The organism is Streptomyces sp. NBC_00057, from assembly GCF_045041165.1.
In the GTDB taxonomy this organism is placed as follows: Bacteria; Actinomycetota; Actinomycetes; order Streptomycetales; family Streptomycetaceae; genus Streptomyces.
In genome coordinates, this window is sequence record NZ_CP108256.1 from 5168984 (window position 1) to 5182743 (window position 13760).

Genomic DNA, 13760 nt, shown 5'->3' on the forward strand with positions numbered 1-13760 from the left:
GAAGTACGGGGCTGGAGCAGAGCGTCCCGAGATGATGATCCGCAAAACTTCAGGGCCGGGCGGCGGGTGGGGCGGGAGTTGGCGCCGATCTCTCGTACAGTTTGCGCCGTGGGATCTTTGCGTAATCCGATCGGGCCGCTTCCCTCCACCATCTACTGGCGACGGAGGGCCGTAGCGGCGACGCTGGTTGCGCTGCTCGCGTTGCTGATCGTGTGGGCCGTCACCTCCGGTGGCGGCAAGAGGAACACGGACGACTCCCGGCCCGGCGGATCGGGTCCCGCACGCTCCATCACTCCCGGCCCCTCCCCGTCGGGTCCGGCCATCAGCCAACAGCCGGGCGGGCGCGACGAGTCGGGCGACTCGGGCAGCGGCGGCGGAGACGACAGCGGTACGGGCGCGGGCTCCGACGGTGGCGCGAGCGACGGCGGTAACGGTGACGGCGGCACGGACACCGGCAGCGGATCGGACACCGGAGCCGGCGGCGCGAGCGGAATCGGCGCGACGACCGGACAGCAGGTCCCGGCAGACTCCTCGCTCCCCGACTGCGCCGCCGACGCAGTGCAGTTGAGCCTGAGCACCGAACTCAGCTACAGCCCCGGCGAGAAGCCGAAGTTCCGGTTGATCGCCAAGAACACCTCGTCCACCACCTGCAAGGCCGACTTCGGGCCGAAGAGCGCGGTACTCACCATCACCGAGGCCGGTGGCGACGACAGCCAGGTGTGGTCCTCCAAGGACTGCCCGCGCAACGCGGGCAGCCTGCTGCTGAAGGTCCCGGCGGGCTCGACCATCGTCCACACCGTGGAGTGGGACCGCAAGAAGAGCGCCCCGCAGTGTGCGACGCCGCTCGCGGAAACCGCGGGGCCCGGTACGTACCTGGTCGAGGCGAAGGCGCCGGGCGAACCGGTGCAGCGCGCCTCGTTCGTACTCGCGAAGGACTGAGAAAAGGGCTGGGAAAAGGCTGGGAACCCATGGGAGCGGGCCCGGGAAAATACTTCGGGGCCCGGCCTCCCGGGCCCCGACACCGCCTGTGTCTGCTGCGCGTACCGCTACACGTACCGCTCGAGAATCGACGACTCGGCCAGTCGCGACAGCCCCTCGCGCACGCTCCTTGCACGCGCCTCGCCGACCCCGTCCACCGTCTGGAGGTCGTCCACGCTGGCGGCAAGGAGCTTCTGCAGGCCGCCGAAGTGCTCCACCAGCCGGTCGATGATCGCCCCGGGCAGCCGCGGCACCTTCGCCAGCAGCCGGAAGCCGCGCGGCGAGACCGCCGAATCCAGCGTCTCCGGCGAGCCGCTGTACCCCAGTGCCCGTGCCACGACGGGGAGTTCGAGCAGTTCCGTGTGGGAGAGCGCGTCGAGTTCGGTCAGTGCTTCGGCGACCGTACGGGACCGCTTCGCGGTCGGCTCCGGCACATAGTCGCGCACGACCAGCTCTCGCTCCGGCTCGACGCCCGCGATCAACTCGTCGAGCTGGAGCGAGAGGAGTCGGCCGTCGGTGCCCAGCTCCACCACGTACTCCGCGATCTCGGTCGCGATCCGGCGGACCATCTCCAGCCGCTGTGCGACGGCCGTCACATCCCGGACCGTCACCAGGTCCTCGATCTCCAGAGCCGAGAGGGTGCCCGCGACCTCGTCGAGCCGGAGCTTGTACCGCTCCAGGGTGGCGAGTGCCTGATTGGCGCGGGAGAGGATCGCGGCGGACTCCTCCAGGACCCGGCGCTCCCCGTCCACGTACAGCGCGATGAGGTGCATCGACTGCGAGACCGAGACGACCGGGAAGTTGCACTGCTTGGAGACCCGGTCCGCCGTGCGGTGGCGGGTGCCGGTCTCCTCGGTGGGGATGGAGGCGTCCGGGACCAGCTGCACACCGGCCCGCAGGATCTTGGTCATGTCCTTGTCGAGGATCAGTGCCCCGTCGAGCTTGGCCAGCTCGCGCAGACGCGTCGCGGTGAATTCCACGTCCAGCACGAATCCGCCGGTGCACATCGACTCGACGGTTCTGTCCATGCCCAGGACGATCAGCCCGCCGGTGTTGCCACGGAGGATGCGCTCCAGGCCGTCCCGCAGGGCCATTCCGGGCGCGACGGCGGTCAACGAGGCGCGCATCAGCGCCTCGTTACCGGTGCCTTGGCCGGACTTTCCGGGCGATGCTGCCCGGTCGCTGGCTGCCACTGCACTCCTCCGGTCACAGGTTTGCGGTGCCCTTACGTCCCTCATACCGTTCGTACGGACGGGCGAGACCAGGGCAAAGTCTACCGGCGCGCGTTCTCCTCCTGTGGGGCCTGTGCGTGAGACCGGCGCGGGAGCACTCTCAGTGCATCACCCATGTTGGCGACTTCCGTGACCTTCATACCGGCCGGGACCTTCCCCGGGTCGGTCGGAACCAGCGCGTGCGTGAAGCCAAGACGGTACGCCTCGGCCAGCCTGCGCTGGACTCCCGTAACCCTTCTGACCTCGCCCGCGAGACCTACTTCGCCGATCGCCACCAGGTTCTTGGGGAGTGGTGTGTCACTCGCGGCACTGGCCAGCGCCAGCGCGACCGCGAGGTCCGCGGCGGGCTCGGAGAGCTTCACACCGCCGACCGTCGCGCTGTAGATGTCCCGCTTGCCGAGCGAGCTGATCCGGCCGCGCTGCTCCAGAACGGCCAGCATCATCGACACCCGGGACGTCTCCAGACCCGAGGTGGTGCGCCGGGGCGAAGGGATCTGGGAATCGACCGTCAGCGCCTGCACCTCGGCGACGAGCGGCCGCTTGCCCTCCAGGGTGACGGTCAGGCAGGTGCCGGGCACGGGTTCGTCGCGGCGGGTGAGGAACAGCCCGGACGGGTCGGCGAGGCCGGTGATTCCCTCGTCGTGCAGCTCGAAGCAGCCGACCTCGTCGGTCGCGCCGTACCTGTTCTTGACGCCCCGTACGAGCCGCAGGCGGGCATGGCGGTCGCCCTCGAAGGACAGCACCACATCGACGAGATGCTCCAGCAGCCGCGGCCCGGCGATCGCCCCGTCCTTGGTGACATGGCCGACCAGCAGCGTGGACATACCGCGTTCCTTGGAGGCCCGGATGAGGGCACCGGCGACCTCCCGGACCTGTGCCATGCCGCCGGGCGCCCCGTCGATCTCGGGCGAGGCGACCGTCTGTACGGAGTCGAGGATGAGAAGCGACGGTTTGACGGCGTCCAGATGGCCGAGGACCGCGGACAGGTCGGTCTCCGCGGCGAGATACAGATGGTCGTTGATCGCCCGGATCCGGTCGGCGCGCAGGCGGACCTGGCTCGCGGACTCCTCGGCGGTGACATAGAGCGTGCGGTGGTCGTCGCTCGCCGCCTTCGCGGCCACGTCCAGCAGCAGCGTCGACTTCCCGACGCCCGGCTCGCCCGCGAGCAGCACGACGGCACCCGGCACGAGACCGCCGCCGAGCACCCGGTCCAGCTCGCCGACACCGGTCGACCGGGCGGTGGCCTGCCGGCTGTCGACCTGGCCGATGGGGAGTGCGGCGGTGCTGACCCGGCCGGCCGCGGTGGTCCGCACGGCGGGGGCGCCGCCGAACTCCTCGACCGTCCCCCATGCCTGGCATTCGGGGCAGCGGCCGAGCCATTTGGCGGTCGTCCAGCCGCATTCGGTGCAGCGGTAGGACGGCCGGTCCTTCGCGGATTTCGTACGGGCAGCCATGGCGCAACCGTATAGGTGGGGTCCGACAATGCCGCCGGGCGCGGTCCGCCGACACCGCCCCGGCGCGGGCGCGCGCCCGTCAGTGGCCCCGGATCGGCCCGGCGCTCCGGAGAAATAAGGGATTCCGTCTCCTGGACCGGGGATCCCTGTCCCCCTTTGAGCGATACGTTCACCCGTAAGGATTAAATGTGCCGCAGGGGCGCTGAGGGCATGCTCTGTGCTGCCTACGGTCGCCAGGTGACGAGCAGCAGGCTGGAGCCCCCCACGCACACCACCGGCGCACACCGGGCGCGGCGCCGTGCGCCCCACTCTTCGGCGCAGCCTTCGCCGCGGCGGCCGCCTGCACGTTACGAACCGCATCTCGATGGCCTGTTCACCTACTGCCTCTCCGTGCTCTGCGACCACGATGCCGCCACCGAGGCGCTCGGCGGTGTGCTCGCGATCGCGGAACGGCAGGACGGCCGGTGCCCGGCGGGCGAGGAGGAACGTAAATCCTGGCTGTATGCACTGGCCAGATGGACGTGTCTGCGCAAGCTCGCCGAGCAGAAACAGGGCCGTCAGGCGCACCGCCACAATGCCGGGAAGCTGTCGGGAAGACGGTCGGCCGAGCAGGAGACGCAGCGCGAGGCGAAGCGGGCGGGGGGAGGACCTCCGGGCAAGCAGCCGGGCGGGACGGTCACCCAGGGGGCGCGCGCGGGTCGCCGTACGTCCCCGGCCGTCGTCGCGAAGGCCACTGAGGCCGCCCCGTTCACGCCGGGCGGCGGCCCCGCGGGCAACGCCCCCGAATCCGAAGCCGCCGCCGAGGCGCACCGCCGTGAACTCGCTCAGCTGGCCTGGCCGGAAGCCGCAGGTACCACCCCCGAACAGCGCGAAGCGCTCGAACTCGCCGTGCGCCACCGCCTCGCCCCGCGCGCCGTCGCCTCCGTCCTGGGCCTCGAACCGGCGACCGCCCGCGAGCTCCTGGCCGCCGCGGCCTGCGAGGTGGAACGCACCCGCGCAGCCCTCGCCGTCGTCGAGAGCGGCAACTGCCTCACCGTCGCCCGGCTCACCGGCGACCACCGCGTCCTGCTCTCCGCGACCCTGCGCTGCGAACTCGTCCGTCATGTCGACGACTGCCCCCGCTGCCGCCGCGCCGCCGAGCGGGCCGGCGCCGAGGGCCCCTGGCCGGGCGCGGCCGTCACCCCGGCTGCCGCGCTGCCGGTCGTCGAGGCGCCACGGCCCTCCGCATACGTCGCGATGGTCCACGCCCAGCGGAACCGGTCCGCCGGCCCGCGTTTCGACCGGGCGGGCTTCCCCATGGACCCGAAGGACCACGCCGCTCGCCGGGACCGGCTGCGGGCCAGGGTCGTGACGACGACGGTGGTGGCGACGGTCGTCGCCGCCCCGGTGATCGCGCTGTGGACGGCCTACCGCGGCGCGCCGCAGACCGGCGAGGGCCACGACGGCTCCTCGGTCACCGCGACCGAGACGGACGTCCGCCACGACCTCGACGGCACCCAGGACGGCCACTACGAGAACGCGGGCAATGCCCGTCCCCAGCCCGGCGCCCGCTTCAAGGACGGCCACACCCCGGACGTCTCGGCCGAGGTGATCAGCTCGGGTCCGGTGCGGGGCGGCATCGGCGGGCTCGCCGTCGAGGCCCGCTCGTCCGGCGGCACGACACTCATCCGCCTGACCGCCTCGGGCGACGCACCCGTCGCCTGGTCGGCCCGCGCGGATGCGTCCTGGCTGCGCCTCAGCAGCTCCTCGGGCACGCTCGCCGCAGGCGCGAGCATCACGATCCGCGTCCTCGTGGACCACCTGCGGGAACCCGCCGGTTCCTGGAGCGCACGCATCGCCCTCTCCCCTTCCGGTTCGGTCGTGGCGATCCGGGGACACGGGGCGACGGCACCGTCACCCGGCGGCCCCGGCCACCCGGGTACGGCCGACCCCTCCACCCCCTCGGGCCCGTCCGTACCGTCGGATCCGCCCCCGTCCTCACAGCCGACCGACCCGACCCCCGACCCGACGGATCCGTCCCCGACCGATCCGACGCCGTCCCCGGACCCGTCCGACTCCACGACCCCGACCGCCCCGGGTACGGGCGCCACGACACCGATGGGCTGAAACAGTCCGTCCGCGGCTGCGGCAGCCCGCGCGACGTGACCGGCCGAGCCACCGGAAGGCACCTCAGCCGCCACGCCCCAGTTGCTACGCCTCAGCCGTCACGCCGGATCCGCCGGGTGCGGCGCCATCGGCAGCAGCGAGGACAGGCGCTCCTCGCACAGCTCGACCAGCCGGTCGTACCCCTTCTTGCCCATCAGCTCGATGAGTTCCGGGCGGTACGACACGTACACCGGCTCCCCGGCCCCGTGCGCCGAAGTCGCCGATGTGCACCACCAGTGCAGATCGTGGCCGCCCGGACCCCAGCCCCTGCGGTCGTACTCGCCGATCGAGACCTGGAGCACGCGCGTGTCGTCAGGCCGGTCGATCCAGTCGTACGTACGCCGGATCGGCAGCTGCCAGCAGACGTCCGGCTTGGTCTCCAGGGGCTCCTTGCCCTCACGCAGCGCCAGGATGTGCAGCGAGCAGCCCGCGCCGGCCGCGAACCCGGGACGGTTCTGGAAGATGCACGAACCCTTCCAGCGCCGCGTCTGGCGTTCCCCGTCGTCGTCGACCTCGACCCAGCCCGTCTCCGTACCGACCTCGTGGAACTGCCACAGATCAGGGGTCAGCCGTTCGACATGGCTCGCCACCCGCTTCTCGTCGTCCTCGTCCGAGAAGTGCGCGCCAAGCGTGCAGCATCCGTCGTCCGCGCGGCCCGCCTGGATGCCCTGGCAGCCACTGCCGAAGATGCAGGTCCACCTGGACGTCAGCCAGGTCAGGTCACAGCGGAAGATCTGTTCGTCGTCCGCGGGGTCCGGGAACTCGACCCAGGCGCGTGCGAAGTCGATCCCCGTCTCGTCTTCGGACCGGTTCGGCCCGTTCACTTCCTGCTGCTGCATCTCCTGCTTCGTTTTCTGCTTCTTCGTGGTTTTGCCCGGCTTCGCCTTTTTCGTCTTTGGCACGCGCCAAGAGTAAGTCCGCGGTCCCGGTAGCGTTCCTGGTATGAGACTCGGAGTCCTCGACGTGGGTTCGAACACGGTGCATCTGCTGGTGGTGGACGCGCACCCCGGTGCCCGCCCCCTGCCCGCGCACTCACACAAGGCGGAGCTGCGCCTGGCCGAACTTCTCGACGGGGACGGGGCGATCGGCCCCGACGGTGTGGACAGGCTCGTGGCGACGATCACCGATGCGCTCCAGGCCGCCGAGGACAAGGGGTGCGAGGACGTTCTGCCGTTCGCCACGTCCGCGGTACGGGAGGCGAGCAACGCCGACCAGGTGATGGCCCGGGTGCGGGAAGAGACGGGCATCGACCTCGCCGTCCTCAGCGGTGCGGAGGAGGCCCGGCTCACCTTCCTCGCCGCGCGCCGCTGGTTCGGCTGGTCGGCGGGGCGGCTGCTGGTCCTGGACATCGGGGGCGGCTCGCTGGAGATCGCGTACGGCATGGACGAGGAGCCGGACGCCGCGGTGTCGCTGCCGCTCGGGGCCGGCCGGCTCACCGCCGGGTGGCTGCCGGGCGATCCGCCGGACCCGGCGGAGGTGAAGGCGCTGCGCCGCCATGTGCGGGCCAGGATCGCCCGGAGCGTCGGGGAATTCACCCGCCTCGGGCGCCCGGACCATGTCGTCGGCACCTCCAAGACGTTCAAGCAGCTCGCCAGGATCGCGGGTGCCGCACGTTCCACCGACGGCCTGTACGTGCAGCGCGCCCTCACCCGCAAGGCGCTGGAGGAGTGGGTGCCGAAGCTGGCCGCGATGACAGTCGAGCAGCGCGGCACCCTGCCCGGGGTCTCCGAGGGCCGGGCCGCGCAGCTGCTGGCCGGGGCGCTGGTGGCGGAGGGGGCCATGGATCTGTTCGGGGTCGAAGAGCTGGAGATCTGCCCCTGGGCGCTGCGTGAGGGCGTCATCCTGCGCCGTCTGGACCACATGCCGACGGAGCCGACGGAGTAGGCCGCGCCGAGCTGAGCACCGCCGGGGCGGCCGGATGCCCGCCATGGCCCTCCTCACTTCCCGCCCGGGTCTCTCGGCGCGGCGTCACACTGCCCGTACGCTGTCCCAGTGGCAGAACCAGTGGTGCGCATCCCGGATGCGAAGGTCGCCCTGTCGACGGCTTCGGTCTATCCGGAGTCGACGGCGACGGCCTTCGAGATCGCCGCGCGTCTTGGTTACGACGGTGTCGAGATCATGGTGTGGACCGACCCCGTCAGCCAGGACATCGAGGCGCTGCGACGGCTCTCGGACTACCACCGGATGCCGATCCTGGCCGTCCACGCGCCCTGTCTGCTGATCACGCAGCGCGTCTGGTCCACCGATCCGTGGGTGAAGCTCCAGCGGGCCCGTGCCGCCGCCGAGAAGCTCGGGGCGACGACCGTCGTCGTCCACCCGCCGTTCCGTTGGCAGCGCAACTACGCGCGCGACTTCGTCACCGGGATCTGGCGCATGGCGGACGAGACCGATGTGCGGTTCGCCGTCGAGAACATGTACCCCTGGCGCTACCGGGACCGCGAGATGCTGGCGTACGCCCCCGACTGGGACGTCACCAACAACGACTACCGCCACTTCACCGTGGACCTGTCGCACACCGCGACGGCCCGCACGGACGGCATGGCGATGGTCGACCGGATGGGCGACCGGCTCGCCCACATCCATCTCGCCGACGGCAAGGGCTCCAACAAGGACGAGCACCTGGTGCCCGGCCGCGGCGACCAGCCCTGCGCCGAACTCCTGGAACACCTGGCCCGCACCGGCTTCGACGGCCATGTCGTCATCGAGGTCAACACCCGGCGCGCCATGTCCACCGCCGAACGCGAGGCCGACCTGGCGGAGGCGCTGGCCTTCACCCGGCTCCACCTGGCGTCGCCCTCGGCCGAGGCGCCACGCCCATGACCGGTGGCCCCACCGACCCCACCGATCCCACCGGTCCCGCCCCCAAGCGCCGCGGCCGCCCCTCCCGTACGGCCGAGACCACCGGCCCCGACGCCCGCACCCGCATCCTGGAGGCGGCCCGCACCGAGTTCGCGGAGTGCGGCTACGACAAGACGTCGATCCGGGGCATCGCCAAGGCGGCAGGCGTCGACTCCGCCCTCGTCCACCACTACTTCGGCACGAAGGACGAGGTCTTCGCGGCCGCCATCGAGCTCTCCTTCGAGCCGGCCCTGGTGATCCCGGCCATCCTCGGCAGCGGCACGGACGGCTTGGGGGAGCGGCTGGCCCGCTACTTCATCGCCGTATGGGAGAACCCGGCGTCCAGGGCACCCCTGCTGGCGATCATGCGGTCCGCACTGACGCACGAGGCGGCGGCGAAGGTCCTCCGCGGCTTCGTCCTGCGCCGCCTCCTGGAACGCATCGCGGAGGCACTGGACGTACCGGACGCGACGTTCCGCGCGGAACTGGCTGCCTCGCACATGCTCGGGATCGCGATGCTGCGCTACGTCATCCGGGCGGAACCACTTGCTTCGGCGCCCCCGGAGAAGATCATCGAGATGGTCGCACCGACACTGCAGCGCTACCTGACGGAACCCTGACACTTCAGCCTCGTCGGCTGCCCCCAGCTACATCGAGCCCCCCGGCACTTGAGGCCGGGGTCCGGGGCAGAGCCCCGGTTCCGGAAAGGGGCGGGTAGGGGACCAGCCCCGCGCAGCGGTCCACTCGCCGTGCACCCCCACCGCACCCCCACCGCACCCCCAATCCCCGGCCCACCCACCGAGCACCCCATCCCGCATACCGGACACCGTGTCCAGATCTTGGAGTCGGAGGCGTAGGCTCGGAAGCAGTCTTTTCTGTCGAAGGAGCGAGAGACGATGCCCCAGCTGAGGTCCCGCACTGTCACCCACGGCCGCAACATGGCGGGCGCCCGCGCCCTTATGCGGGCCTCGGGCGTAGCGAGCGAGGACATCGGCAAGCCGATCATCGCTGTCGCCAACTCCTTCACCGAGTTCGTCCCCGGCCACACCCACCTCGCCCCGGTGGGCAGGATCGTCTCCGACGCCATCAGGGCCGCAGGCGCCGTCCCCCGTGAGTTCAACACCATCGCCGTCGACGACGGCATCGCGATGGGCCACGCCGGGATGCTCTACTCGCTCCCCTCCCGCGACCTGATCGCCGACTCCGTCGAGTACATGGTCGAGGCGCACTGCGCGGACGCGCTGATCTGCATCTCCAACTGCGACAAGATCACGCCCGGCATGCTGATGGCCGCGATGCGCATGAACATCCCGACGGTCTTCGTCTCCGGCGGTCCGATGGAGGCCGGTCAGGCCACCCTCGTCGACGGCACGGTCCGCAAACTCGACCTGATCAACGCGATCAGCGACGCCGTCAACGAGAACGTCTCGGACGAGGACATCCTCCGTATCGAGGAGAACGCCTGTCCCACCTGCGGCAGCTGTTCCGGCATGTTCACCGCCAACTCGATGAACTGTCTGACCGAGGTCCTCGGCCTCTCCCTCCCCGGCAACGGCTCCGTCCTTGCCACACACACCGCCCGCAAGGCGCTGTACGAGGACGCCGGCCGCACGGTCGTCGAGATCACCAAGCGCTACTACGAGCAGGACGACACGACGGTCCTGCCGCGCTCCATCGGCACCCGCGCCGCGTTCGACAACGCCATGGCGCTGGACATCGCCATGGGCGGCTCCACCAACACGATCCTGCACCTGCTCGCCGCAGCGCAGGAGGCCGAGCTCGCCTACGACCTCGACGACATCAACGAGGTCTCGCGCCGCGTCCCCTGCCTGTCGAAGGTTGCGCCCAACGTGGCCCCCGGCGGCACCTACTACATGGAGGACGTCCACCGGGCGGGCGGCGTCCCGGCCATCCTCGGTGAGCTCTACCGCGGCGGTCTGCTCAACGAGGACGTGCATTCGGTGCACTCCGCCACCCTCGGCGAGTGGCTGAAGAACTGGGACGTCCGAGGCGGCTCGCCGTCCCCCGAGGCCGTCGAGCTGTGGCACGCGGCCCCCGGATGCGTACGTTCCGCGACTGCCTTCTCGCAGTCCGAGCGCTGGGACACCCTCGACCTGGACGCGGCGGGTGGCTGCATCCGCGACCTGGAGCACGCGTACTCCAAGGATGGCGGTCTCGCGGTCCTGAAGGGAAACCTTGCCGAGGACGGCTGCGTCGTGAAGACGGCGGGCGTCGACGAGTCGATCTGGACCTTCGAGGGCCCGGCGGTCGTCTGCGAGTCGCAGGACGAGGCCGTCGACAAGATCCTCCGCAAAGAGATCAAGGAGGGCGACGTCGTCGTCATCCGTTACGAGGGCCCGCGAGGCGGTCCCGGCATGCAGGAGATGCTCTACCCCACCTCCTTCCTGAAGGGCCGCGGCCTCGGCAAGAGCTGTGCGCTCGTCACCGACGGTCGCTTCTCCGGCGGCACGTCGGGCCTGTCGATCGGCCACGCATCGCCGGAGGCGGCGTCGGGCGGCACGATCGCGCTGGTCGAGGACGGCGACCGGATCAGGATCGACATCCCGAACCGCTCGATCGAGCTCCTCGTTCCCGAGGCCGAGCTGACCACCCGCCGCGAGGCGCTGAACGGCGTGTACGCGCCGAAGGACCGTGACCGCAAGGTCAGCGCGGCGCTGCGCGCGTACGCGGCGATGGCGACGAGCGCGGACCGGGGCGCGGTGCGGGACGTGTCCAAGCTCGGCTGAACAAAGGCTGACCGAGGCAGCCGCGGACGCTGTCGAAGGACCCCGCTCTCACCAGTGAGCGGCGTCCTGTCCGTCGACGGCGAACACGGACCCGTCGGGCGCGGTACCGAAGACGGTCCGGCCGGCGGCGACAGGGGCGGGCAGCGCCGATGCGTACGTGAGCTTCCCGTCCCGGAGCCGGGGGCTCGTCTGGCCCAGCAGCGTTCCGCGCTCGGTGTCCACGGCGAGCAACCGTCCGTCCGCCGCCGAGAAGTACAGCCGGTTCCCGGAGGCGAGAACGGGCGCCGACGTCCGCCCGGCAGCGGTCTCCAGCTGCCAGCGAACAGCTCCGTCGCCTGCCGGGCGCGTGTCGACGGCGACCAGGGTCCCGCCGTGTGCCAGCAGATACGCGGTGTCCCCGCCCACCACGACCTCCGGTTCGTTCATCCGGAACGGCAGCGCCACCCGTGCGACGCTCTTGCCTTCCGGGTCGTAGCGGACGAGCCCGACGGTCTGGGCGTCCCCGTTCATGGACGTCAGGACGAGGGCACCGTCCGAGGTCCCCACCGGAGTGAGCATTCCGTCCAGCCGCCGCTGCCACGCCGCGTGCCCCGTTGCCGCATCGACGGCCGTGACCAGCGTGGTGGACCCGTAGGCCGAGTGCTCGAATGCGTAGGCCAGCCCCGATCCTTCGTCGTACAGCGCGTAGTCCGGCCGCTGGTGCCCGGTGAGCGGATGCCGCCAGAGGGACACGCCGGTCGCGGAGTCGAGCGCGTCGGTCGTGCCGTCCTCATTGACCAGCAGCAGCGTGTCACCCGCGGCGAAGGGGGCGCCGAGGTACGGGGAGAGATCCGCTTCCCAGACCTGTTCGCCCTGGGCCGGGTCGTACGCCCGGAGCTTCCCGCCCGGCACCGCCGTATGCACCAGACCGCCGGAGACCGACACCACGCCGACCGACGGGGTGTCCACGGCGGGGCCGTGACGGGACCACAGCACCCGGCCGTCCGCGGGGTCCAACCGCGCGGCGCCGATCCCGTCCGCCGCGCAGTACAGCGCGGCGGACGGGACGGACGCCTCCTCGCCGGCACCGCCCGCCGAGGAACAGACCGGCGTGGAGCTGCCCGAGGCCGGCAGCGGCGTCCGCCACGGCGCGAATGCCGCTGCCGAGCCCTTCGTGCCGCCTGACTCCCCCGACTCACCCGAGCCACCTGAGTCGCCCACCACCCCGGCAGCCCACACCCCACCGGCACCCATGACGAGCAGCGCCGCAGCGGCTGCCAGCCACCGCCGCTTGCCGCCGCCGCTCGCGGTCGCCTTCCTGCCCCGCGCCGCCGCGCCCGCGCCCACATGCGTGTCCGCATCCGCATCCGCCCCCGTCGCGATCTCCGGCCCCGACACCGCCGGGGCTTCGACAGCACCCGCCCGCCGTTGCGACGGTATGAACGCGGCGGCGTCGTACGAAGGAGGGCGCAGCGCCGCCATGATGCCGTCCGGAGTGGGCCGCTCCGCAGGGTCCTTCGCCAGGCACTGGCCGATCAGTGGCGCCAGATCGGTCGGCACCCCTGCCAGGTCGGCCTCGTCGTGCACCACCTGGTAGGCCACGATGTACGGGCTGTCGGAGTCGAAGGGCCCCCGGCCGGTCGCCGCATGGACGAGCACGGCCCCCAGGGCGAACACGTCCGCGGCGGGCCCGACTTCACGCGGCCGCTGGAACTGCTCGGGCGCCATGTACGGCGGCGAGCCGATCAGCTTGCCCGTCTCGGTGCGCAGATCGCTGTCGTACGGCCGGGAGATCCCGAAGTCGATGACCTTGGGCCCGGAGTCGGAGAGCAGCACATTGCTCGGCTTGAGGTCACGGTGGATCACTCCGGCCCGATGGATGTCGCGCAGCGCCTCGGCAAGTCCCGCCGTCAGTCTGCGCAGTTCGGCGGGGGCCATCGGCCCGTTCCGCTTCACCTGGTCGGAGAGCGTGGGGCCGGGTACGTACAGAGTGGCCATCCATGGCCGTGCGGCGTCCGGATCGGCATCGACAACCGGTGCCGTGAAGGCCCCGCTGACCCGCCTCGCCGCCCCGACCTCCTGCCGGAAGCGTGCCCTGAACTCAGGGTTCGCCGAATAGTGCCGGTGCACCACCTTGACGGCGAGCTGCAGCCCCGAGGCGGAGCGCGCCAGGTGCACGACACCCATGCCGCCCGCGCCGAGACATGCCTCAAGGCGGTAGTGACCGGCGTACTCCGGATGCTCCGCTTCCGGATTGGCTCCGGTACCTCGCAGCGGCGGCATCGCCCACCCCCGTGTGTTCGTCCGCAAGCGCGACGCACGGAGCCTAGTCGATGGTGCGTGCGAAACGGGCGGGGCTTGTAGCCTGCGCGTCGTACACACCGTCT

Annotated in this window: 10 protein-coding genes; 6 read left to right on the forward strand and 4 right to left on the reverse strand. The window is 71.3% G+C overall.

All coding sequences use genetic code 11. The features are described 5' to 3' along the window. Positions 1-108 precede the first annotated feature (108 nt). Entirely contained in the window at positions 109-939 is an 831-nt protein-coding gene (locus tag OG953_RS24315; protein WP_405686836.1) for a hypothetical protein, read from the forward strand. 107 nt (positions 940-1046) lie between these two features. On the opposite strand, the gene disA is transcribed toward OG953_RS24315, so the two are convergent. Both disA and radA read right to left on the reverse strand, forming a co-directional pair. After that, positions 1047-2171, reverse strand: coding sequence for a DNA integrity scanning diadenylate cyclase DisA (gene disA / locus OG953_RS24320; RefSeq protein ID WP_114245192.1), 1125 nt, complete (start codon positions 2169-2171; stop codon positions 1047-1049). 80 nt (positions 2172-2251) lie between these two features. Next, entirely contained in the window at positions 2252-3664 is a 1413-nt protein-coding gene (radA, locus tag OG953_RS24325) for a DNA repair protein RadA (protein ID WP_266360532.1), read from the reverse strand. A gap of 237 nt (positions 3665-3901) precedes the next feature. Here radA and OG953_RS24330 point away from each other — a divergent pair, with 237 nt between their 5' ends. Then, the gene (locus OG953_RS24330) at positions 3902-5770 is read left to right on the forward strand and encodes a BACON domain-containing protein (protein ID WP_405686839.1); all 1869 of its coding nucleotides are present in this window, start codon (positions 3902-3904) and stop codon (positions 5768-5770) included. Positions 5771-5868: 98 nt separating this feature from the next. Here the strand turns inward: OG953_RS24330 and OG953_RS24335 are convergent, their stop codons facing one another. After that, the gene (locus tag OG953_RS24335; protein ID WP_405686841.1) at positions 5869-6711 is read right to left on the reverse strand and encodes a hypothetical protein; all 843 of its coding nucleotides are present in this window, start codon (positions 6709-6711) and stop codon (positions 5869-5871) included. Positions 6712-6751: 40 nt separating this feature from the next. Here OG953_RS24335 and OG953_RS24340 point away from each other — a divergent pair, with 40 nt between their 5' ends. The 4 genes from OG953_RS24340 to ilvD all read left to right on the forward strand — a co-directional run bounded on the left by OG953_RS24340 (position 6752) and on the right by ilvD (position 11394). Continuing rightward, positions 6752-7693: a Ppx/GppA family phosphatase gene (locus tag OG953_RS24340; RefSeq protein WP_405686842.1), complete on the forward strand. Its 942-nt coding sequence runs from the start codon at positions 6752-6754 to the stop codon at positions 7691-7693. 108 nt (positions 7694-7801) lie between these two features. Then, complete coding sequence (locus OG953_RS24345) at positions 7802-8629, forward strand: sugar phosphate isomerase/epimerase family protein (protein WP_405686843.1); 828 nt, start codon at positions 7802-7804, stop codon at positions 8627-8629. Then, entirely contained in the window at positions 8626-9267 is a 642-nt protein-coding gene (locus OG953_RS24350; RefSeq protein ID WP_405686845.1) for a TetR family transcriptional regulator, read from the forward strand. Before OG953_RS24345 ends, OG953_RS24350 begins: the two co-directional genes overlap by 4 nt. Positions 9268-9543: 276 nt before the next feature. Beyond that, positions 9544-11394, forward strand: coding sequence for a dihydroxy-acid dehydratase (gene ilvD, locus OG953_RS24355; protein WP_405686847.1), 1851 nt, complete (start codon positions 9544-9546; stop codon positions 11392-11394). A 48-nt stretch (positions 11395-11442) separates the two neighbouring features. Here ilvD and OG953_RS24360 read toward each other — a convergent pair whose 3' ends face one another. Then, positions 11443-13656, reverse strand: coding sequence for a serine/threonine-protein kinase (locus OG953_RS24360; RefSeq protein ID WP_405686849.1), 2214 nt, complete (start codon positions 13654-13656; stop codon positions 11443-11445). Positions 13657-13760 lie beyond the last annotated feature (104 nt).